Origin of the sequence: Burkholderia sp. Ac-20353 (genome assembly GCF_017104785.1) — a bacterium.
In the GTDB taxonomy this organism is placed as follows: domain Bacteria; phylum Pseudomonadota; class Gammaproteobacteria; order Burkholderiales; family Burkholderiaceae; genus Burkholderia.
In genome coordinates this window covers 34,340-54,588 of sequence record NZ_JAAGPL010000027.1, presented here as the reverse complement: position 1 = coordinate 54,588, position 20,249 = coordinate 34,340, and the positions used below count along the sequence as shown (strand labels likewise).

Annotated in this window: 25 protein-coding genes; 14 read left to right on the top strand and 11 right to left on the bottom strand. The window is 63.7% G+C overall.

Annotated features, from left to right (window positions below):
• Nucleotides 1-87: 87 nt before the first annotated feature.
• Nucleotides 88-825 carry a FadR/GntR family transcriptional regulator gene (locus tag G3N94_RS11945; RefSeq protein WP_205792592.1) on the bottom strand — a complete coding sequence of 246 codons (738 nt, stop codon included), beginning with the start codon at nt 823-825 and terminating at the stop codon, nt 88-90.
• A gap of 281 nt (nt 826-1,106) precedes the next feature.
• Between G3N94_RS11945 and lhpI the strand changes: the two genes are divergently transcribed.
• The 3 genes from lhpI (at nt 1,107) to G3N94_RS11930 (ending at nt 3,411) form a co-directional block, all read left to right on the top strand.
• Complete coding sequence (gene lhpI / locus G3N94_RS11940; RefSeq protein WP_205792591.1) at nt 1,107-2,045, top strand: bifunctional Delta(1)-pyrroline-2-carboxylate/Delta(1)-piperideine-2-carboxylate reductase; 939 nt, start codon at nt 1,107-1,109, stop codon at nt 2,043-2,045.
• 160 nt (nt 2,046-2,205) lie between these two features.
• Nucleotides 2,206-2,613 carry a response regulator transcription factor gene (locus G3N94_RS11935; RefSeq protein WP_205792590.1) on the top strand — a complete coding sequence of 136 codons (408 nt, stop codon included), beginning with the start codon at nt 2,206-2,208 and terminating at the stop codon, nt 2,611-2,613.
• A gap of 18 nt (nt 2,614-2,631) precedes the next feature.
• A complete protein-coding gene (locus G3N94_RS11930; protein ID WP_205792589.1) occupies nt 2,632-3,411 on the top strand; it encodes a helix-turn-helix domain-containing protein in 780 nt (259 codons plus the stop codon).
• A 79-nt stretch (nt 3,412-3,490) separates the two neighbouring features.
• Here the strand turns inward: G3N94_RS11930 and G3N94_RS11925 are convergent, their stop codons facing one another.
• Both G3N94_RS11925 and G3N94_RS11920 read right to left on the bottom strand, forming a co-directional pair.
• Nucleotides 3,491-3,838, bottom strand: a complete 348-nt coding sequence (locus G3N94_RS11925; RefSeq protein WP_205792588.1) for a metal ABC transporter ATPase — start codon at nt 3,836-3,838, stop codon at nt 3,491-3,493.
• A 199-nt stretch (nt 3,839-4,037) separates the two neighbouring features.
• Nucleotides 4,038-4,277 (bottom strand): UDP-glucose 4-epimerase, encoded by a 240-nt coding sequence (locus G3N94_RS11920; RefSeq protein ID WP_205792603.1) that lies wholly within the window; start codon nt 4,275-4,277, stop codon nt 4,038-4,040.
• A 364-nt stretch (nt 4,278-4,641) separates the two neighbouring features.
• Between G3N94_RS11920 and G3N94_RS11915 the strand changes: the two genes are divergently transcribed.
• On the top strand, nt 4,642-5,085 hold the full coding sequence (locus G3N94_RS11915; RefSeq protein ID WP_205792587.1) for a hypothetical protein: 444 nt from the start codon (nt 4,642-4,644) through the stop codon (nt 5,083-5,085).
• A gap of 127 nt (nt 5,086-5,212) precedes the next feature.
• Here G3N94_RS11915 and G3N94_RS11910 read toward each other — a convergent pair whose 3' ends face one another.
• The 5 genes from G3N94_RS11910 to G3N94_RS11890 form a co-directional block, all read right to left on the bottom strand.
• Nucleotides 5,213-5,611, bottom strand: coding sequence for a DUF488 family protein (locus G3N94_RS11910; protein ID WP_205792586.1), 399 nt, complete (start codon nt 5,609-5,611; stop codon nt 5,213-5,215).
• A gap of 200 nt (nt 5,612-5,811) precedes the next feature.
• Nucleotides 5,812-6,675, bottom strand: coding sequence for a PhzF family phenazine biosynthesis protein (locus G3N94_RS11905; protein WP_205792585.1), 864 nt, complete (start codon nt 6,673-6,675; stop codon nt 5,812-5,814).
• Between the two features lie 75 nt (nt 6,676-6,750).
• On the bottom strand, nt 6,751-6,906 hold the full coding sequence (locus G3N94_RS11900; protein WP_205792584.1) for a hypothetical protein: 156 nt from the start codon (nt 6,904-6,906) through the stop codon (nt 6,751-6,753).
• 248 nt (nt 6,907-7,154) lie between these two features.
• Nucleotides 7,155-8,357: an amino acid aminotransferase gene (locus tag G3N94_RS11895; protein ID WP_205792583.1), complete on the bottom strand. Its 1,203-nt coding sequence runs from the start codon at nt 8,355-8,357 to the stop codon at nt 7,155-7,157.
• A 72-nt stretch (nt 8,358-8,429) separates the two neighbouring features.
• On the bottom strand, nt 8,430-9,815 hold the full coding sequence (locus tag G3N94_RS11890) for an amino acid permease (protein WP_205792582.1): 1,386 nt from the start codon (nt 9,813-9,815) through the stop codon (nt 8,430-8,432).
• Nucleotides 9,816-10,129: 314 nt separating this feature from the next.
• Between G3N94_RS11890 and G3N94_RS11885 the strand changes: the two genes are divergently transcribed.
• Nucleotides 10,130-10,603 carry an Lrp/AsnC family transcriptional regulator gene (locus tag G3N94_RS11885; RefSeq protein ID WP_124597345.1) on the top strand — a complete coding sequence of 158 codons (474 nt, stop codon included), beginning with the start codon at nt 10,130-10,132 and terminating at the stop codon, nt 10,601-10,603.
• A gap of 19 nt (nt 10,604-10,622) precedes the next feature.
• On the opposite strand, the gene G3N94_RS11880 is transcribed toward G3N94_RS11885, so the two are convergent.
• Nucleotides 10,623-11,174, bottom strand: coding sequence for a hypothetical protein (locus tag G3N94_RS11880; RefSeq protein WP_205792581.1), 552 nt, complete (start codon nt 11,172-11,174; stop codon nt 10,623-10,625).
• 386 nt (nt 11,175-11,560) lie between these two features.
• Here G3N94_RS11880 and G3N94_RS11875 point away from each other — a divergent pair, with 386 nt between their 5' ends.
• The 7 genes from G3N94_RS11875 to G3N94_RS11845 all read left to right on the top strand — a co-directional run bounded on the left by G3N94_RS11875 (nt 11,561) and on the right by G3N94_RS11845 (nt 15,723).
• Entirely contained in the window at nt 11,561-12,244 is a 684-nt protein-coding gene (locus G3N94_RS11875; protein WP_205792580.1) for a hypothetical protein, read from the top strand.
• 10 nt (nt 12,245-12,254) lie between these two features.
• Nucleotides 12,255-12,779, top strand: coding sequence for a PAAR domain-containing protein (locus G3N94_RS11870; RefSeq protein ID WP_205792579.1), 525 nt, complete (start codon nt 12,255-12,257; stop codon nt 12,777-12,779).
• Between the two features lie 4 nt (nt 12,780-12,783).
• Nucleotides 12,784-13,497 (top strand): M35 family metallo-endopeptidase, encoded by a 714-nt coding sequence (locus tag G3N94_RS11865; protein ID WP_205792578.1) that lies wholly within the window; start codon nt 12,784-12,786, stop codon nt 13,495-13,497.
• Nucleotides 13,494-13,985 carry a hypothetical protein gene (locus tag G3N94_RS11860; protein ID WP_205792577.1) on the top strand — a complete coding sequence of 164 codons (492 nt, stop codon included), beginning with the start codon at nt 13,494-13,496 and terminating at the stop codon, nt 13,983-13,985. Before G3N94_RS11865 ends, G3N94_RS11860 begins: the two co-directional genes overlap by 4 nt.
• A 244-nt stretch (nt 13,986-14,229) precedes the next feature.
• Nucleotides 14,230-14,676, top strand: coding sequence for an OmpA family protein (locus tag G3N94_RS11855; protein ID WP_205792576.1), 447 nt, complete (start codon nt 14,230-14,232; stop codon nt 14,674-14,676).
• 71 nt (nt 14,677-14,747) lie between these two features.
• Nucleotides 14,748-15,083 (top strand): hypothetical protein, encoded by a 336-nt coding sequence (locus tag G3N94_RS11850; protein WP_205792575.1) that lies wholly within the window; start codon nt 14,748-14,750, stop codon nt 15,081-15,083.
• A 160-nt stretch (nt 15,084-15,243) separates the two neighbouring features.
• Nucleotides 15,244-15,723: a hypothetical protein gene (locus tag G3N94_RS11845; protein WP_241021776.1), complete on the top strand. Its 480-nt coding sequence runs from the start codon at nt 15,244-15,246 to the stop codon at nt 15,721-15,723.
• A gap of 58 nt (nt 15,724-15,781) precedes the next feature.
• On the opposite strand, the gene G3N94_RS11840 is transcribed toward G3N94_RS11845, so the two are convergent.
• Nucleotides 15,782-16,639 (bottom strand): EamA family transporter, encoded by an 858-nt coding sequence (locus G3N94_RS11840; RefSeq protein WP_205792574.1) that lies wholly within the window; start codon nt 16,637-16,639, stop codon nt 15,782-15,784.
• Nucleotides 16,640-16,850: 211 nt separating this feature from the next.
• Nucleotides 16,851-17,000, bottom strand: a complete 150-nt coding sequence (locus G3N94_RS11835; RefSeq protein WP_205792573.1) for a hypothetical protein — start codon at nt 16,998-17,000, stop codon at nt 16,851-16,853.
• Between the two features lie 26 nt (nt 17,001-17,026).
• On the opposite strand from G3N94_RS11835, the gene G3N94_RS11830 reads away from it, so the two are divergent.
• Nucleotides 17,027-18,706, top strand: coding sequence for an alkaline phosphatase family protein (locus tag G3N94_RS11830; RefSeq protein WP_205792572.1), 1,680 nt, complete (start codon nt 17,027-17,029; stop codon nt 18,704-18,706).
• Nucleotides 18,707-18,800: 94 nt separating this feature from the next.
• On the top strand, nt 18,801-20,243 hold the full coding sequence (locus G3N94_RS11825) for a cytochrome c peroxidase (protein ID WP_205792571.1): 1,443 nt from the start codon (nt 18,801-18,803) through the stop codon (nt 20,241-20,243).
• Nucleotides 20,244-20,249 lie beyond the last annotated feature (6 nt).

Genomic DNA, 20,249 nt, shown 5'->3' with positions numbered 1-20,249 from the left:
AGGATACGTGTGGTCAGTACGCAAGCAATTTCAAAAAAATTGGTCAGAAATCTGGTCTGATCGCGAACCAGCGCACGTCCGAACCGCTTACTTCGGCGCGATGTCGCGCCGCACGCGGCGAATGTGCTGCTCGACGTAGAACGCGGCCGCGTCGGCATCGCCCGACACGATCGCCTCGTAGATCAGCCGGTGCTCGGACACGTAGAGCCGGACCCGGCCCGCGTCGTAGATCCCGTCGTCCTTCAGGCGCTTCCACAGCGGCTGGTCCATCGTCTTCGCGACCTCGTCGGCGATCTTCACGATCAGCGCGTCGCCCGTCATCAGCGCGATCTGCCGATGGAACAGCCGGTCGCTCTCGTTCCACAGCGCACGCTGGTGCGGGTCGTCGACGTCGGTGATCGTCTCCATCTGCGCGAGATAGCCTTCCGCGACCGGGTCAGGCCGGCCCTGTGCAGCCGCGAGACGCGCAATCGCGGGCTCCAGGATCAGCCGCACGTCGAGCGTCGAGGTCGGGCTGACGTCCGCCTCGGCCGCGTCGCGCATGAGGCCGGCCCGCTCGAGCACGTCGAGCGGCGCCGGCACGACGTAGGTGCCCGAATTGCGCTTCGTGAACACGAGCCCTTCGTTCTGCAGCGCGCCGAGCGCCTCGCGCACGGCCGGGCGGCCGACCTTGAACAGCGCCGCGAGTTCGCGCTCGGACGGCAGCCGGGAATCGGGCGCGTAGCGCCCCGCGCGGATCTCGTCGCGAATCCGTTCGGCGACCTGCTCGTAGATTTGCAGCGGCCGGAAGCCGCTTTCGAAGAATTCTGGGCGCGCGGACGACATCGTGAAGCTCCTGCCGGGTGTTCTGGTCGTGGATCGGAATGGGTTCGCACTATACCGGAGCCGCGCGCCGTGTCGTGTCGTCTGCCCGACGCGGCCTGGATCGCTCCTTTGGACTGATATTAGAACCAAAATTACCGCCTCGCCACACTTTCTGGCTTGCCATCCCGCCAGCTGCTGGTATAGATTCGATCCAGACCGCCTGTTTTGCGGTATCCGCAGCCACGCACCGGGCGCACTGGTCGCCCGCCCGTCCACGTTCACCCGACATTCCGACTCGCACAATGACCACTCTTTCCCAGATTCCCGCTTTCGATGCGGCCGCGACGGCCGCACTGCTCGACTATCCGGCGCTGCTCGCGACGCTCAGGCAAACCGTCGTCGAATACGCGGCGGGCGAGATCGTCAGCCCTGAGCGGCTCGTCGTGCCGCTGCAGGCGGGCGGCGTGATGCTGTCGATGCCGTCGAGCGCGCGCGACCTCGCGATCCACAAGCTCGTCAACGTGTGTCCCGGCAACGGCGCGCGCGGGCTGCCGACGATCCTCGGGCAGGTCATCGCGTGCGACGCGCTCACCGGCGAGATGCGCTTCGTGCTCGACGGCCCGACCGTCACCGGCCGCCGCACCGCAGCGATCACCGCGCTCGGGATCCAGGCGCTGCATGGCGATGCGCCGCGCGAGATCCTGCTGATCGGCACCGGCAAGCAGGCGGCCAATCATGCGGAAGCGCTCGCGGCGATCTTCCCCGCTGCGCGCCTGTACGTGCGCGGCAGCCGCGCAGCCAGCGCCGCCGAATTCTGCGCGGCCCATCGCGCGCATGCGCCGCAGCTCACGCCGCTCGAGCCGGACAGCCCGATTGCCGACACGATCGACGTCGTCGTCACGCTGACGACGAGCCGCACGCCGGTTTACCGTGAAGCGGCGCGCGAAGGCCGGCTCGTGGTCGGCGTCGGCGCCTTCACGGCCGACGCGGCGGAAATCGATGCGGGTACCGTCCGCAACAGCCGGCTCGTCGTCGACGACGTGGCCGGCGCGCGCCACGAAGCGGGCGACCTGATCCTCGCTCAGGTCGACTGGCGCAGCGTCGCGTCGCTCGCCGACGTGCTGCGCGGCACGTTCGAGCGCAGCGGGCCGCTGCTGTTCAAGAGCGTCGGCTGCGCGGCATGGGATCTCGCCGCGTGCCGCACCGCGCGCGACGCCCTCGCCGCACGCGGCGGCGCCTGAGACCGGCGGCGCGGGCGCGTAACGGCGGCGCACGCCGCCTTTACGCGTCCATGCCGCGCCACGCATTGTAGGAAAAACCCTACAACGCGGCGAACCTGCCTACGCAAACTTCCAATTCGGCCGATTTCCTTTTCGGCGGCGCAACACGATACTGGCTGTCATGAATGCCAGCCTGTCACCCGCCGCGCTCAGGGTGTTCCTCGTCGATCACGCGTTCGCCGTGCGGCGCAGGATCGCCCTGCTCGTCGGCGCGATCCGCGGCGTCGACGTCGTCGGCGAAGCGGAAGACGGCCAGGGTGCGTGGGCGCACATCCGCCAGTGCCAGGCGGATGTCGTGATCGTCGACCTGCGGCTCGCGGACGGCAGCGGCCTCGATCTGATCGGGACGCTGTCGAAATACGCGCCACGCGTCATCACGATCGTGCTCACGAATCACTCGGCGCCGGCATTCAGGGAGGCTTGTGCGACGGCCGGCGCGGATTACTTCTTCGACAAGACCGCCGAATTCGACGCCGCATGCCATGTGATCGAATCCCTGGTGCGCGCGCGTCGCGTGCACCGCCCCTGAAAGTGCCGGAGTTGCATTATGTCCTCAGCATCCGTTAGCGCAGCCGCCGTGCCCGTCGCGCCGCGGCCGCCGATCCCGCTTCACGCGATCGCGCGCGCCGATGCCCCGAAACACCCGACCGCGCGCTGCTCGGTTTGCGCGATGCGCTCGATGTGCCTGCCGCCGCAGCTGACGGCGGCCGAGTACGGCCGACTCGACGCGATCATCTGCACGACCCGCCACGTCCGGCAGGGCGACGCGCTGTTCCGCGCGGACGATCCGTTCCAGAGCATCTACGCGGTGCGCGCGGGCTCGTTCAAGACGGTGATGGTGCATCGCGACGGCCGCGAACAGGTGACGGGCTTCCAGATCGCCGGCGAAACGCTCGGCATGGACGGCATCGGCGGCGGCCACCATTGCTGCGACGCCATCGCGCTCGAGGACAGCGTCGTGTGCATCATCCCGTTCGGCCCGCTCGAGGCCGCATGCCGCGAGATGAAGCCGATGCAGCACTTCCTGTACCAGATGCTGAGCAGCGAGATCGTCCGGGAATCGAGCCAGATGCTGCTGCTCGGCACGATGTCCGCCGAACAGCGCGTCGCGCAGTTCCTGCTGAACCTGTCGTCGCGCTTCCAGGCGCGCGGCTACTCGGCGTCCGAGTTCAACCTGCGGATGACGCGCGAGGAAATCGGCTGCTATCTCGGGATGAAGCTCGAGACCGTCAGCCGGATGTTCTCCCGGTTCCACCGCGAATCGCTCGTCGAGACGCATGGCAAGCGCGTGCGCATCATCGACGCGGAAGCGCTCGCGCGCGTGTGACGCAGCGCACGGCGACGCGTCACACACACACGCCACACACGCGACTCGCAGTCGGCACGCATCTGCCGCGCTCCGTTCGTCAACGCATCGCATGCGCGCCTGACGGCCCGTTCGGCCCGTTCGGCACGGCGACCTGCCATGCGAGCAGCTCGCGCTCCGCTTGCGCGAATGCGCAGCGCACCGCTTCGTTCGCGTCGTCGCCGACGCAATGCGGCACCGGCTTCAGCTCGTTGTTGCGGGTGATCAGGTCGAGCCGCACGTCGTACGCGCGCTGGCCGGGGCCGGTCGCCCGTGACTCGATCGCCAGATGGCAACCGCTGATCAGCGCGCGGAACCGGTCGAGCCGCACCAGTTGTGCGCCGGCTTCCGCTTCCAGCGCGGCCGAGCCGGCAAACCCGAAATAGGCGATCTGCATCCCCACGCCCATGTTATTTCTCCTGACGGGGTCGCCCTCGCGCCGACCGCCTTGCATGCGCCGCCCGCTTGTCCGCGGCACGGCGAAGATTCATCTGTGACTGCGTGGCCTGTTCTCGCCGGCCGCAGTCCGACCGGCATCGTGCGCGATCCCGCCGCGCGTTGCACGCACGCCCCCGCGTACGCATTCCCGTTATTGCGTCATCCCGTGCCTATACGTTGAATACCTGCGACAGCTTCAGCTCGATCCACGTCATGCCGGCCCGCAGCCCTTCGAGCACCGCCTCGCGCTCCGTCGGATAGACGTGGCCATGCTCGAACGCATGCTGAAACCGGGCAGGACCGGCGCCGTGCTCGACCCGCACGCGACAGCGGAACCCGCCCGCGTCGTCAGGCCGCGTCTCGACCTCGACCGTCCAGTCGCCTTCCCGGATGTTGCCCGACAGCGCCATCTGCTCCTCCCGCGGCCCCCGCCGCATCCCGCCCGCCTGACCGGCCGGCCGCGCGGAACCGGGTGCCTCCCGATGCGCGCCACCGTCCTGGTGCGTCCATGAGGTGAGCATAGAGGCGCACGCTGCCGCGCGCTTGACCCACGTCAAGCGAGTCGTGCGTGCGGCTCGCTCCGCATGACGTTGCTCAACGCCGCTCAACGCGGCGGCCGCCGGGCGGTCAAAGGAAGTAAACCGGCACGCTCGGGCGCGATCGGCCCGATTCGCGCGAACGCCTCGCACGCGGCGTGCGCCGGCTTATGGGGTGGCAATACGGGGCAGTAATATCGGGCAGTAATACGGGGCAGTGATTTGCACTGGATATTCAATGGGCTTGATAGCGAATCTGGACGGCGCCCGCGATCTGTACCGGCTGTGCTTCGTGCACGCGCCGTGGGCGTACTTCACGTGCCTGCCGCTCGACGAGCAATGCGGCGAAAGCTGGGCGACGATTCCGTACCAGGCGGTCGCGAAGCCGCCTTACAGCGATTCGCGCACGCAAGTGCTGAAGGTTGCGTTCGACGCGCCGCTGCTGCTGCCGCCCGAAGCCGGGCGGCACGGCGGCGCATATAGCGTCGAGCAGATCAATCGCGGCACCGCCCCGTGGCTGCGCAGCGAGAACTTTCTCGACGCCAACTCGCTGCTCGTATGGGGTGGTGCGACGCTGCAGGCATTCGTCGAGACGGTCGAATCGGCGGGTGGCACGGTCTATGGCCCGCTCGGCTGGGCCGATCTGCCGCCGTGGGAAGCGCCGGACGCGGCGCCAGCGTGAGAGCGTTGGGCTGACAGCGCGGGCGTGAGTGCGTCGGCCCGAGAGCGCCGGTCTGACAGCGCCGGCTGCGCCATATCAGGCGGAAAACCGTCGCGTGCGTTCGCGGCTCGGCAGCGCCGCCCGCCGCTCAGGACGCGCCCGGCTCGATCACCGCACCGCGCTCGGCGAGCAGGTCGCGCAGGATGCTGCGGTGGCAGCGGTGCGCGTTCTCGCAATAGCAGCCGATCGAGAACTGCGAGGTCGCGGACAACGTAGCCAGCAGGTCCAGCACCTTCGGCGCATCGCCGTGATTCATCTCCGCGCGGAACTTGCGCACGAACGCACGCCAGTCGGCGTCGGTTTCGGCGTGCAGCGCCTGCGCGACGAGTTCAGGCGTCGGCGACAGCGTCGGCAGCCACACGTCGTAATAGTTGCGCGACGCAAACTCGGCCTTCGGCACGCCGCGCGGCGGACGCCGCACCGTGCCGATCCGCACGCCCTCGCCGTCCGCACGCGGCGAGCCCAGCTGCACGATTCGAATGCTCATTCGCAGGTTGCTCCTCGACTTGACGATCATTACGATCCATCCGCGCATCGTACCGCCCCGCGCGCAGACGCGACAGCCATGCGGCGCCGCAGCGCGGCGGCACGGCTGCTCGCGTGCGAGATCAACCGTCCAGCGCTGTGCAGCGCCGGCGAGTCGCGAAACACAGTGACGAGAAATTTCGGAGGGCTGACCCAGACGTCTTAACGAGGCCGCAGCGTTCCGTCCACACACGTGACGGAATGCCCGCCGACCCATACCCCGTCGTCCCTATAGCGCACGTCGATCTGGCCGGTTCGCCCCATCGCGGCCCCTTGGCGCACGCGGTAGCCCTGCGCCGGCGCCATGCCCGTGCGTTGCAGATAGAGCGCGAGGCACGCGTTCGCGATGCCGGTAACGGGGTCTTCGTTGATGCCGTCGGCCGGAGCGAAGCAGCGCACCTCATAAGCAGCGCCCGTCTGTGGCCCCAACTCGCCGAAAGTCGCCACGCCCCCTACGCCAAACTGCTCGCTGAGTCGCGTCAGAGCGGCGAAATCGGGGCACAGCGCGAGACAGGCCTCGCCGTCGCGCAGGCGGCACAGGATCCACGCGACGCCGATGTCGACAATCTGCGGCGGCGGATTGTCTTCCAGCCGCTCGGCCCCCAATGCCCGCGCCAGCGACGGCCAGTGTTCGCGTTCCACTTCACGCCAGCGCGCATCCGGCGCTTTGAACGCCAGCGATCCGTCGTCGTCCTGACGCACCTCCACCAGACCGACACCACACTCCTGCCACAAGCGCCCGGGGCTGTGCGGCGTCAGGCCGCGCTCCAGCAACGCATGCGCGGTGCCCAGCGTCGGGTGGCCGGCGAACCGCAGTTCCATTTGCGGCGTGAAAATCCGTACCCGGTAATCGGCTCGCGGATCCGTTGGCTTGACCACAAAGGTGGTTTCCGACAGATTGGTCCAGTTGGAAATGGTCTGCATCTGGGCATCGCTCAACCCATCGGCATCGAAGATCACAGCGACGGGGTTGCCCTTGAAGGGCGTGACGGTAAAAACGTCGACCTGCTTGAAGGGCAGAAGCATCGCGATCTCCTGAAATGCCCACCCGACGTCACGCGATCGGCGCGATCTCCACGCAAGCGCCCGACGGGATCTGCATCACGAGAGTCGAATGTGCGTGCCTGCCGCACTCCCCGAGCACGTCGACACGTCGACACGTCGCTCCAGCATTCCCGTGGTCGCCAGATACTGCTCGGTGAAGTCGAGGTCCACGGTGAGCGGGTGGACGAACCGCGCAGAATCGTCATTGAGCATAGGCGCGGTAATGGTCTGTCGTGGACGGGGTAAACACTGGATCATCCGGGGTACGGAAAGCTGACGTCGGCGCCACGTTTGGGCCAAAACGCGTGCCGCTTCCATCCCGCTGCCGCCGTGCCGCTCACTCGAAAATAGCCACACCCCGGAATACCGCGAAAAACAAAAAAACCGGCTGCCCCCGCAACGAGGACAGCCGGTTTCATGCGGTCGCGCGCACGCGGCGCGCGTATCGGCCAGACGCCGGATCAGACGCCGCTCTTCAGCACCTTCGCGATCGCGTCGGAAACGATGCCGACGTTCGAATCGTTCAGGCCCGCGACGCACATCCGGCCCGAACGCAGGATGTACACGCCGTGCACTTCGCGCAGCGCGTCGACCTGCGATTCGGTCAGGCCCGTGTACGTGAACATGCCGCGCTGCTTCACGTAGCGCGTGAGCGCTTCGCCGCTCACGTGGTCGCGCAGCCCGTCGTGGATCGACTGGCGCATCCGCGCGATGCGGCGGCACATCGCCGCGAGTTCTTCTTCCCACTGCTTGCGCAGCGCGGGCGTATTCAGCACGGTCGACACGAGTTTCGCGCCGTGGATCGGCGGATTGCTGTAGTTCGAGCGCACCGCGCCGGCGAGCTGGCCGAGCACGCGGTCCGCCGCGGCGGCGTCCTCGCAGATCACGCTCAGGCCGCCAACCCGCTCGCCGTACAGCGAGAAGTTCTTCGAGAACGAGTTCGCGACGAGCGCCGGCAGCCCGCGGCGGGCCAGCTCGCGCACCGCGAACGCATCCGCGTCGAGGCCGGCACCAAAGCCCTGGTAAGCCATGTCGACGAACGGCAGCAGCTCGCGCGCCTCGATCACGTCGATCAGCTTCTGCCACTGGCCTTCGTCGAGATCGACGCCGGTCGGGTTGTGGCAGCACGCGTGCAGCAGCACGACACTGCGCGCGGGCAGCGTATTGATCGCTGCGAGCATCGCGTCGAACTTCAGCCCGCCCGTCGCTTCGTCGTAGTACGGGTACGTGTTCACCGTGAACCCCGCACGCTCGAAGATGAAGCGGTGGTTTTCCCAGCTCGGGTCGCTCAGCCACACCTGCGCGTCCGGGAAATAGCGCTTCAGGAAATCCGCGCCGACCTTCAGCGCGCCCGAGCCGCCGAGCGTCTGCACGGTCGCGATGCGGCCCGCCGCGCGCGTCGGGTGATCGGCGCCGAACACGAGCGCCTGCACGGCGTCGCGGTACGGCGCCATGCCGACCATCGGCAGGTACGGCTTCGGGCCGATTTCGCGCTGCTGCGCCGTCTCGGCTTCGCGGACGGCGCCCATCACCGGAATCCGGCCTTCGGCATCGAAATAGATGCCGATGCTGAGGTTGACCTTCTGCTCGCGCGGATCCTTCTGGAAGTTCTCGTTGAGCGTCAGGATCGGGTCGCCCGGATACGCGTCGATGTGTTCGAACATGGCTTTATCGGTCTCGTTGGATGAAAAGTCTTGCTGCCTGCGTCGGTGCGGCCTGCGTGGACAGGGCCGTCATTACCGTGCGGATGCGCTGTCGCGCAGCGCATAGGCGGCATTCTTCTGACGGAAGCGATACCCGATCGCGAGCACCGCGAGCCACACCGGGATCAGGTACACCGACAGGCGGAGATCCGGCGTCAGGTACATCACGACGAGAATGCCGGCCATGAACGCCAGGCACAGGTAATTCGTGAAAGGATAGCCCAGACTGCGGAAGAAAGTCTGCTGTCCTGCCGCACGCTTGGCCTGGCGGAACTTCAGGTGGATCAGGCTGATCATCGCCCAGTTGATGATCAGCGCCGACACGACGAGGCCCATCAGCACCTCGAACGCCTTGCCGGGCATGAAGTAGTTGACCAGCACGCACAAGCCGGTCGCGAGCGCCGACGCGCCAAGTGCCGCGAGCGGAATGCCGCGCTTGTTCACGGACATCAGCACCTTCGGCGCGTTGCCCTGTTGCGCGAGGCCGAACAGCATCCGGCTGTTGCAGTACACGCCGCTGTTGTAAACCGACAGCGCGGCCGTCAGCACGACGACGTTCAGCACGTTCGCGACCAGGTTGCTGCTGAGTGCGTGGAAAATCAGCACGAACGGGCTGCCGCCGGAGACGACCTTCTCCCACGGATACAGCGACAGCAGCACGGCGAGCGCGCCGATGTAGAAAATCAGGATGCGGTAGATCACCTGGTTGGTCGCGCGCGGAATGCTGTGCTTCGGATCGTCCGCCTCAGCCGCGGTGATGCCGACGAGCTCGAGACCGCCGAACGAGAACATGATCGCCGCCATCGACATCACGAGGCCCGACACGCCGTTCGGGAAGAAGCCGCCGTGCTGCCACAGGTTCGCGACGCTTGCCTCGGGGCCCGCGTGGCCGCTCGCAAGCAGCCAGCCGCCGAAGCCGATCATGCCGACGATCGCGGCGACCTTGATGATCGAGAACCAGAACTCCGTCTCGCCGTACGACTTGACGCTCGTCAGGTTGATCAGGTTGATCACGACGTAGAACACGAGCGCGGACACCCAGGTCGGCACGCCCGGCCACCAGTACTGCACGTAGATCCCGACCGCCGACAGCTCGGCCATGCTGACGAGGATGTACAGCACCCAGTAGTTCCAGCCTGACAGGAAGCCCGTGAAGTGGCCGCAGTACTTGTCGGCGAAGTAGCTGAACGAGCCGGCCACCGGCTCGTCGACGACCATCTCGCCAAGCTGGCGCATGATGAAAAACGCGACGATGCCGGCCAACGCGTAGCCGAGCAGCACGGACGGGCCGGCCATCTTGATCGTCTGCGCGATGCCGAGGAAGAGCCCCGTGCCGAGCGCGCCGCCGAGCGCAATCAGCTGGATGTGCCGATTCTTCAGCCCGCGCTTCAGGCCGTCTTGCTCGTGTCCAGAAACCATGTCTTCTCCACTCTGTCCGCCTCCTGGGGAAGCGGTGCGCCTCGGTGTGCCGGGCACTGTTTTGCTATGCCGGCGGCCGTTCGTGGAGCCACCGGGTTGGGGACTGCAATCTTCGTGCGGCGGCACCCGAACGCTGCCGGCGGCCCTGCTGCATCGGCCGCCGATTGCCGCCTGCGGCCGCATTGCTGCGATCGCACACGAAAATCCGGCGTCAGTTTAGCGTTGCGACGACGAAATCGGGTTTCGTAACCGGTTCATGCAAACCCTACATTATGAGATAAGATTGCATCCGGGAGACATCTGAGGAAATAAAAATGCCTGAACCGGTTCTCGACCGCATCGATCGGAGCTTGCTGGCCGTGCTGCAGGAGAATGGCCGTGCATCGAACCTCGACCTGGCGAAGGCCGTGGGCCTGTCGCCTGCGCAGACGCTGCGCCGCCACCGGCGGCTCGAGGAGATCGGCGCGATCCGCCGCTACGAGACGCGGCTCTGCCCCGATACGCTCGGTTTCGGCGTCACCGCATTCGTGCACGTGACGATGGAGCGCGGGCATATCCGCGACCTGTCGAAATTCCAGAAGCTCGTGTCCGATCTCGCGCAGATCCAGGAGTGCTTCTCCGTGACCGGCGACATCGATTACGTGCTGAAGGTCGTTGCGCGCGACCTGAAGGGACTGTCCACGTTCCTGCTCGAGACGCTGATGCGCATTCCCGGCGTGAGCGGCGTGCATTCGAGCGTGTGCCTCGACGAGATCAAATGCACGAGTGCGATGCCGGTGGAAGCGTGACGGGCTGCGCGCCGGCCGGTCACTCGCACACGGGCGCCGGCGCGATCGGCAGCGGCGTTGCCGTCACGCGACCGGCGTCGACATGCAGTTCGCGCAGCGTCAGATGGTCGTACGCGGATCCTGCCGAACCCCAGACCTCATAGTCGTGCCCGGCCGCCGGGACGAAGGTCCCGGACACTGGTGGATCGGAAACGCGCACGGTTTTCCCGCCTTGCATGTCCTGGTAGCTCGCGCGAGACGTGATCGTGATCGGCTTGCCCGCCGGCACCACGTATTCGTGGAAATATTTCGCGGCGTCGTCCGGCACCGGCATGCCGACCGTCTTGTTGACGAGGGCCGACAGGCCCGGTTTGGTCGCAACGATCGTATCCGGATACCCGGCGAGCAATGCTTCGGGCGGCCGGCATCCGCGATTGAAGTGGAAGTACACGACCGGCCCCCAGTAGGCGCGAATCCGCGCATCCTTCGTCGGGTCGTACGTTGAATTCGTCCCGCCCTGCGTCGCGCATCCCGCCAGCGCCAGTATCGCGAGCGCCGATGTCAGGCGTACCGCCATCGTCGTCGGTGTCATCCCTGCCCTGTTCGTCTTGAAATTGTCGTTCTTGGCCGCCGCGATCGGCGTGGCCGCCACGGCGGGCGGATTATGCCATGCAGGTGCAGCGGGTTGTCGCTGGCGAGACTCAGCGACTTACCCGAGCCACACCGAAGCCGAGACCAGATGGATGCCCCGCTGATTCGCACTGCGTGAGCGGCATACGCTCTTGCCGTCGATCGATACGACGCCATCGGTAGTCAACTTCCGTGTCGTTTTCTGCGTGCCAGGCTCATCGTCCGATGGAAACGCGTCGCTAGAGGATCGTCTGCCGTTGGGCAGTGCTTCATGCGAAATTCAGCCGAAAAATCAGACATGTACGATAGACAAAGCAATTCTTACCTGAGATCTTCATGGATTCCTAAGTGCATAAGATCGCGGAATCCATGACCGAAATCGAACATGCTGATTGCCCTTACTTTCTTCACTCGTCTATACGACTTCATGCGATGGTGCATACGCCGCATGTAGTGCCAGTCGGCGCCTCCGAGGCTATCGGCCCGATGTACTGCGGCAACATGAAAATGATCTGCACGCGAGATCCGTTCATCTGCACCTATCTTTCCCCTCTTGATGCGGTCATGGGTTCGCGAACGCTCATCAACAGCGAGGACCATTTTTGGCCGATCGATTTTCGACAGGTAGATACCCGTCACTTCATGGAACAACACGGCCGATTATTGGTTGCCGTGAACTATGCGTATGTAGCGAACGGGGGCCGTCTAGCCGTTTCCGAAGCAGGGCATCCGTTGATGACCTACACCTCTGCGTCGTTCGATGTGCCGATAGATCAACGCGACCATTTCGCGATCCACTTTCCGGATTGCGTGGTCGAACGAATCGAAACAGCTTATCTGCGCGCTGGATTATCCCGGTTCGGTCAGACGCTCGAAATGATGGCTAGTTGGACCACCGAGCAGATTGCCGACGCAGAAGCCGAAGCATGGGCACGCAAGCCCCCGACCATCGCAATCGACGATGCGGCTATCGATCAATACGCGATCTATGACCCCGAGTCGGGCGACTGGATTTTTACCAACTTCAATTGAGGAGCCAACAATGAGCCGACGAGCAGTCAGGCACGGCGACCCGACGACTACGGGGGGCTTCGTCGTCGCAACTACAGCAACGATATTTAGTGACAGCAAGCATGTAGCCCTTACTGGTGACGAGGCGACATGCGGCAATTGCACCGGTTTGTTCAAGATCGTTGGAAGCGCAACGCACATGACGTGGCACGGGCGCAGCGTTGTTCTCGAAGGCGATCGCGTACTCTGTCCATGTGGAATGAACATGGTTCTTGCGGGCAGCGATTGCAATATCTTTTACGACGATCCGGGCGGCGCGACGGGAATCGTCGCCCCCTCATCAAGCCAACCAACCCCTTTCGTTAGCAAATACGCTGCGCACGATGAGCAATACACCTTCTGCGATCATGCGGGTCAAACGCTTTCAAACGTCCATTACCGGATCGTCACGGATACCGGAAAAATCTTCACCGGCACCACGAACGGCGCGGGTCAAACACAGCGTATCGTCACGGACGCGGCGACATCCTTGAAAATCTATACGAAGGAACATTGACGCAATGAACGATTTTTCCGGCGGAAAGAAATACGACTTCGAGGCTAACGAAAATGAAGATTGGGTTCTCGTCCACTCGGGCGCTGTCACGAACACCAATCCGGGTTCAATGGTCTATGTTTCCATCAACACGGCGCCCATATGCTCCAATATGAGCAACAAGGAATTCAGAAAACTGGTCACGAATGCTCGCGATGCGGCGATTTCGTTGATACAGCAACGCATCGAGGGCGTAGCGACATGGGACATCGCTGAACGGGCGCGCGCCCGACTCTACTTCGGCCGCGCCGACAACGACGTAAGATCCATCCTTGCAACCGGCCTACCTAGGCTGCTCAAAGCGATGCAAGAGCTTGTGCCAGAGAACGTCGTTCGATGGGATGACTCCATGAATAAACAGCTCACCTGTAGCGTAGTACCCGACAGCGGTAGCAACACGGCTGGAGTATGCAAACCAGACTCCGAAAAGCGAATCATTGCCATTTATTCAAAGTTTTGCACGATTTCAAATGGCGACCTATGGACAGCATCGAAGGTTAAAACCCTAATCCACGAATGCACACACTACATCGACACTTTCAATTCCGATGACATCATGTATTCCGACACCGAATCCGGATTGAGGATTTTCGCAATGAGCAATCCCGATAGTGCAATTCGAAATGCAGATAGCATTACGGGATACATTGCAACCTTTGACAAAAAAGTCATGAAATGAAAACCCATATCAAAAATATCATCCGTCGTGCATCGTCCGCGCTCGCGCTATCCGCTTGCGTTGGCGTCGCTCCAGCACACGCGTGCACGATTGGAGAATCAGTCCGAATCCCGTTGCCACTCAACAGCACAGACGTTACCAATTCTGACAGACTGAAAATCGCAGACGCAGTAATCGAGGCTAAAAAATGGCCGGACGTAGAAATTCAAGCCGTCATCATATCGGGAGCATATACGAAGGAACGGGACGGTGAACACCTTAAGGACGAGCGCGCGAAGGTTGCTAGCGCGTATCTAAAGCAACTTGGAATCAAGAATGATAACATCATTATTGACAAAAAGACATTTACCGATGATATGGTGAGGAAAAGCGATGGAAAACTAGATTTGTACCAGATCGACATCGAACTAGCCCCGCTTTGCCGGGGCGGGTGCCAAAGGCTCTGTGACGACCCGCGCGTTACGCCGCGAAGCAAGGCAATTCAGTGATACCCATTGGCCGCCTGTGGAGATGGGCGTTCTCAACTGATCCACTTCGCGCCCTACGCGCTCCCTATCCTGATGGGATGTGAAAACTAAATTCCTAACTGCCGCCGCGCTCGTGTCGAGCTGCGCACATACAGCGCTCGCGTGCGAGGGACCGAAAAACCTTCCGGGCCAATACATCAACGTTCAGTTCGACAGTGATTCGAACGAGGTCCCTAGGGCCGAACCGGTGACGATCTGAATCAACATGAAAATTTTCACCGCAATATTAACTGCACCGATTGCAGCTTTACTTTCTTTATCCGAAAATACTATCGCAGAGTGCCAGGAATCGCAAAATCAACCGACACAGCAATTTTTTGTCGCCTTCGAGTCGAATAGCTATCAAATCACTCCATTAGAGCAAAAGCGACTCAAACAGTGGGTTTCCGAGATAAATTCGAAGTACTCCATTCAAAACTGGACCTATATAATTGGCAGTGCATCCAAAAATGAAATCGACCCCGATCAACTTGCAATCAAACGTGCCTCTGCGGTAACAAAAAGCATCATAGATGATGGTCTGATAATCGCACCATTTCAGATAAAGACTCAGATCTACCCAACTAATAGTACTGCTGATGCGAGTACGGAAACTCGTGAGGTTACCGTTCAAGTTAGCCCCGGATGCCGCAATAATTGCTGCACGGGCTAGTAGCTTGACGGGAGAGCATTGTTGAGGCTTCATCAGTCGATCCGCATAGTGTCCCAGAGAAATTCGAAGAAGTGAAACGACTCTCGTTCGCCGTTCTAGGGTTCGTGTGGGGCTTACTCATCACATGGGCGACCGTCTATATTCTCAATCAAATCCGTTGGCCCGAGGTGAAATCACATGCGACTGGCTGCAACGACGCGGAACACTGCGCATCGCATGCAAAGTTCCTGCTGGGCATGCTCGCCACGCTGCTATGGCCCGCCATCGCGTTCGCAGCATTGAACGTGGTGGTGTTCAAGCGATGGTCGGGGCGTCGATGGGGATTCGCATTTTTCGTGTTGACGTTGTTCTCGGTCCTGTTCTATCTCGCGCCCTACGTCACACCCTACTTAGGGCAAGTCGCGTGACCTCTACGCGCCGACGATTACGCGATAAAGTAAGCAACAAGGCCGGCACGATCGCGGACTTGTTCATTCACCGCCCTGCAATTTCGACATTCCATCCACCGACGATCAATACACAATCACGCGATTCCTTCCTAATCACATCCTAACTTGGCAATCAGCAATGCCGACAGCATCGAGTGGTATGTTGTCGATGGTGATTAAATTCCTAATTGCCGTCGCGCTTGCGTTGAGCTGCGCACATCCGGCGCTCGCATGCGACGGTCCGTCGAATCTTCCCGCCCGCTACATCGATATTCGGTTCGATGCTGATTCGAGCGAGATTTCAATTGCCGAACTAGCGAGGTTGTCCGCATGGTCCAATGACATGCACTATAGCTTTCCGATTATTGACACTGTGTGGCTTGTCGGACTGGCCGAACAATCCGAACGGCACGCCGAACAGCTTGCAACGCGACGAGCGGAAAACGTGATGAATGCGCTACGTCAGTTTTCGATCCGGGGCGAAAGAAGCGATTTCATCGGTCGAATTTTCAAGGCTGACGAGTTTGACCAAACTGGACGGCGCGTTGAGGTCAACGTAAGTCCGGGATGCCCGAACCACTGTTGCCCAAACCTAAACCCCGTCCCTAAGGCGCACTGACGTAATACGTTGCACTCAACAAGGACCGCACCATGCGGTGCCGTTTTCATTCAAGCCCTTACCTCACAACCTCAAACGCGCTAATCAACAACGCGCCGGCCGCGATCACCACACAACCGCCCGCGCGCCGGACCGACAGGCGCTCGCCCAGATAAAGCCGCGCGATCAGCGCCGCGAACACCACGCTCGTTTCGCGCAGCGACGACACCGGCCCCATCGGGCCGTGCTGCATCGCCCAGATCACGATCCCGTACGCGAGCGCCGCGAACACGCCACCGCATCCCGCCTTCACGAGTTCCGCGCGATTCTCCGACAACCGCAGCGAGCCTCTGCGCACGCGATAGTAAGCGGCCATCATGATCCCGGTCAGCACGAAGGTCCACGCCGCATAGCCGATCGCATCGCCGTTGTGCCGCACGCCGATGCCGTCGACCACGCTGTAGGCCGCGATCGACACGCCAGTTGCAAGCGCGGCCGGCAGCACCTTCCCCATCCGGCGCGACGATACCGCTTCTCGATCGAGGCCGATCGACACGATCCCTGCCGAAATCAGCACGAGGCCGCACTGTGCGCCCGTGCCCAGTGCCTCGCCGGCAAACACGCCCGCGCCAAGCGTGACCAGTAGCGGCGCGGTGCCGCGTGCGATCGGATACGCGACGCTCAGGTCGCCATGCTCGTACGAATACACGAGCAGCAGGTTGTACACGACGTGGATCGCGGCCGACGCAATGACGTACGGCCAACTCGCCGGCACAAGCGGCAGCGACGCAGGCAGAAGCAGCGCGGCAAACACGCCCATCGCAACGGTCAGCGTGGTGGCCGAGCGTAGCCGGTCGCCGCTGCTGCGCACGAGCGCGTTCCACGATGCGTGCAGCAGCGCCGCGCACAGGACGGCGAACAGGACGGGTATCGGCATCCAGCAGGCTCCATGACGGGATCGGGGCAGCGCAGCGGTCGCTACCGGTCGAGGCATTCATCATATGAATTCATCATACGAATGTCAAAGTCGCTGCGAGCCGCCTTCGAGCGCTATTCACGAGCCACCCGGCCAACCGGCGCCGCACCGCGTGTCCGCTCGGCTAAGCACATCGCGCGCGCCGAGATGGCACCTCCCCGATTATTTCATTTCACTTTCTACGCAAATGTCCCCGTAATGAAAACGATATCGCCGAGCAATGCCCGCGAAACCGCTCCGCCCCCATATCTTCATACCAGGCTGTTTCAATGCGCGTGCTCGCCATCGCGCCCGCTGCCGTTCCGGGGCCGATCATTTCCATGACCCGCTCGAATGGAGTCCTTCACGATGTTCCGTCAAGCCTTGTTCGTCACCGCCTGCGCCGGCGCCGTCTTCGCGCTGTTCGCATGCGGCGGCAACGACAACTCGACACCGGCCGCCGCCTCGGTGTCGTCGCAGGATGCGCTGCAGACCGCCACGCCGATCAAGCATCTCGTCGTGATCTACGGCGAAAACGTGTCGTTCGACCACTACTTCGGCACCTACCCGAGCGCGACCAACCCGCCGGGCGAACCGGCGTTCACCGCGGCGGCCGGCACGCCCACCGTCAACGGCCTGACGGGCACGCTGCTGACCGCGAACCCGAACCTCACGAACACCGCGAACGGCACCGACGCCGCGAACCCGTTCCGCCTCGACCGCACGCAGGCCGCGACCGCCGACCAGAACCACGCGTACACGGCCGAACAGCAAGCCGAGGACAACGGCCTCGCCGACCTGTTCCCGAAATACACGGGCCGCGGCTCGTCCGGCGGCGCCGGCGCGTTCGGCACGAAGGGCCAGGTGATGGGCTACTTCGACGGCAACACGGTGACCGCGCTGTGGAACTATGCGCAGCGCTTCGCGATGAGCGACAACATGTACACGACGTCGTACGGCCCGTCGACGCCGGGCGCGCTGAACGTGATCTCCGGCCAGACCAACGGGATGCAGATCGTCAAGACGTCGAAGCAACCGTCGACGCTCGCCGCGAGCTCGTACTACATCAAAGACAGCCAGGGCGGCTTCACGATGATCAACGACGTCGACCCGGGCTTTGACGTGTGCTCGAGCACGACCGACCAGGCGATGATGAGCGGCAAGAACATCGGCGACCTGCTGAACACCGCGAACATCACGTGGGGCGGCTTCATGGGCGGCTTCAACCTGTCGACCGTGAACGGCAACGGCACGACGGGCTGCAGCCGCACCACGGTCGCGACCGCGGTGAACGCCGCGACGTCCGACTACATCCCGCACCACAACTGGTTCCAGTACTACGCGTCGACGGCGAACCCGCAGCACACGCGGCCGAGCTCGGTCGCCGCGATCGGCTCGAGCCTCCAGACGGACGGCAAGACGGCCGAACCGGCGAACCACCAGTACGACACCGACGACTTCTTCGCCGCGGTGAAGGGCGGCAACTTCCCGTCGGTCAGCTTCCTGAAGGCGCCGGCCGCGCAGGACGCGCATGCGGGCTATTCCGATCCGCTCGACGAGCAGGCGTTCGTGACGAAGGTCGTCAACTTCCTGCAGCAGCAGCCCGACTGGCAGAACACCGCCGTGATCGTCACCTATGACGATTCGGACGGCTGGTACGACCACGTCTATGCGAGCCCGACGCGCGCGTCGTTCGATGCGGTCGACCAGGTGAACGGCAACGGCAAGTGCGGCACGGGCACGCAACCCGCGGGCGTGAACGGCCAGCCGGTCAACGGCCGCTGCGGCCCGGGCGTGCGGATTCCGCTCGTCGTGATCTCGCCGTACGCGAAGCAGAACTACGTCGACCACACGATGGTCGACCAGGCATCGGTCGTGCGCTTCATCGAGGACAACTGGCTCGGCAGCCAGCGCATCGGCGGCGGTTCGTTCGACGCGTCGGCAGGCGACCTGCGCGGCCTGTTCGACTTCATGTCGAAGCCGAACACGACGCCGCTGTATCTCGACCCGACGCTCGGCACCGCGCTGAGTTCGGCACCGGCGATCTGATCGTCGACGTCACCCGGCAGGCCGGCGCGCAATGCGCCGGCCGTTTCCATTTCAACGCGCCGCATTCGCGGCGCCCGACTTCAGCCTCGATCGCATGACCGCCCGTCCTGCATTTCCGCCGCCTGGCGCACCCGACGCACCAGACACGCCCGACGCCGGCACCGCCGCGCCGCGCCGCCCTCTTCGCTTCGTGCGCCGCGCTGCGCTCGCGCTTGGTGCCGGCGTGCTCGGCTTCGCCGCGTTCGCGATCGCGTTCCCCACGCACACGCCCGCCGCGATCGGCAACCTCGTCGAGGGCGTGACCGGCGCGAACCCGCACCCGATCGTGCTGCAGCGCCCAGCAGTCGCGCCGCTGTCCGCGGTCGCGCAGCTCGGACGCGCGCTGTTCTTCGATCCGGCGCTGTCGGCGTCCGGCAAGCAGTCGTGCGCGTCCTGCCACAGCCCCGATCACGCGTTCGGGCCGCCGAACGCGCTCGAGGTGCAGCCGGGCGGGATCGCGATGACGCTGCACGGCTACCGGCCGCCGCCGTCGTTGATGTACCTGTACCGGCAGCCGAACTTCAGCATCGGCCCCGATGCGAGCGAAAACGACGACGCGGCGAGCGTCGCGCAGCAGGCGTCGGCGGCGGCTGGCGTCGTGAAGGCGCAGAAGGTGGCCGGCACGTCAGCCGCGCCGCAGCTCGTGCCGCAGGGCGGGATGTTCTGGGACGGCCGCGCGGACACGCTGCAGCAGCAGGCGTTCGGCCCGCTGCTGAATCCGGTCGAGATGGCGAACCCGAACGTCGACGATGTCGCGCGCAAGCTCGCGCAGTCGCCGCACCGCGCACGCTTCCTGCAACTGTTCGGGCCGCGCGTGTTCGACAGCGCGCAGCTCGCGGTGTCCGAAGCGATGTTCGCGATCGCGCGCTATCAGGTCGAGGATCCGTCGTTCCACCCGTACAACAGCAAGTACGACCGCTGGCTCGAAGGCCGCACGCGCCTCACGCAGGCGGAACTGCGCGGGCTTAAACTCTTCAACGATCCCGCGAAGGCGAATTGCGCGGGATGCCACCTGTCGAAGCCGGGCGCCGACGGTCTGCCGCCGATGTTCACCGACTTCCAGTACGAAGCGCTCGGCGCGCCGCGCAACCGGCTGCTCGCGCAGAACCGCGATCCGGCGTTTCACGACCTCGGGCTGTGCGGCCCGTTCCGTACGGACCTGAAGGACCAGACGCAGTATTGCGGGATGTTCCTCACGCCGACACTGCGCAACGCGGCGACCCGCCACGTGTTCTTCCACAACGGCGTGTTCCACTCGCTCGACCAGGTGATGGCGTTCTACAACGAGCGCAATCTCGCGCCGGAGAAGTTCTATCCGCGCGGCCCGGACGGCAAGATCGATGCGTACGACGACTTGCCCGCGCCGTATCGCGCCAACATCGACGTGACCGACGCGCCGTTCGACCGCAAGCCCGGCGACGTGCCCGCGATGTCGGCGCAGGATATCAAGGATATCGAAGCGTTCCTGCAAACCCTCACCGACGAACCGGTGCGGTGAGTCCTG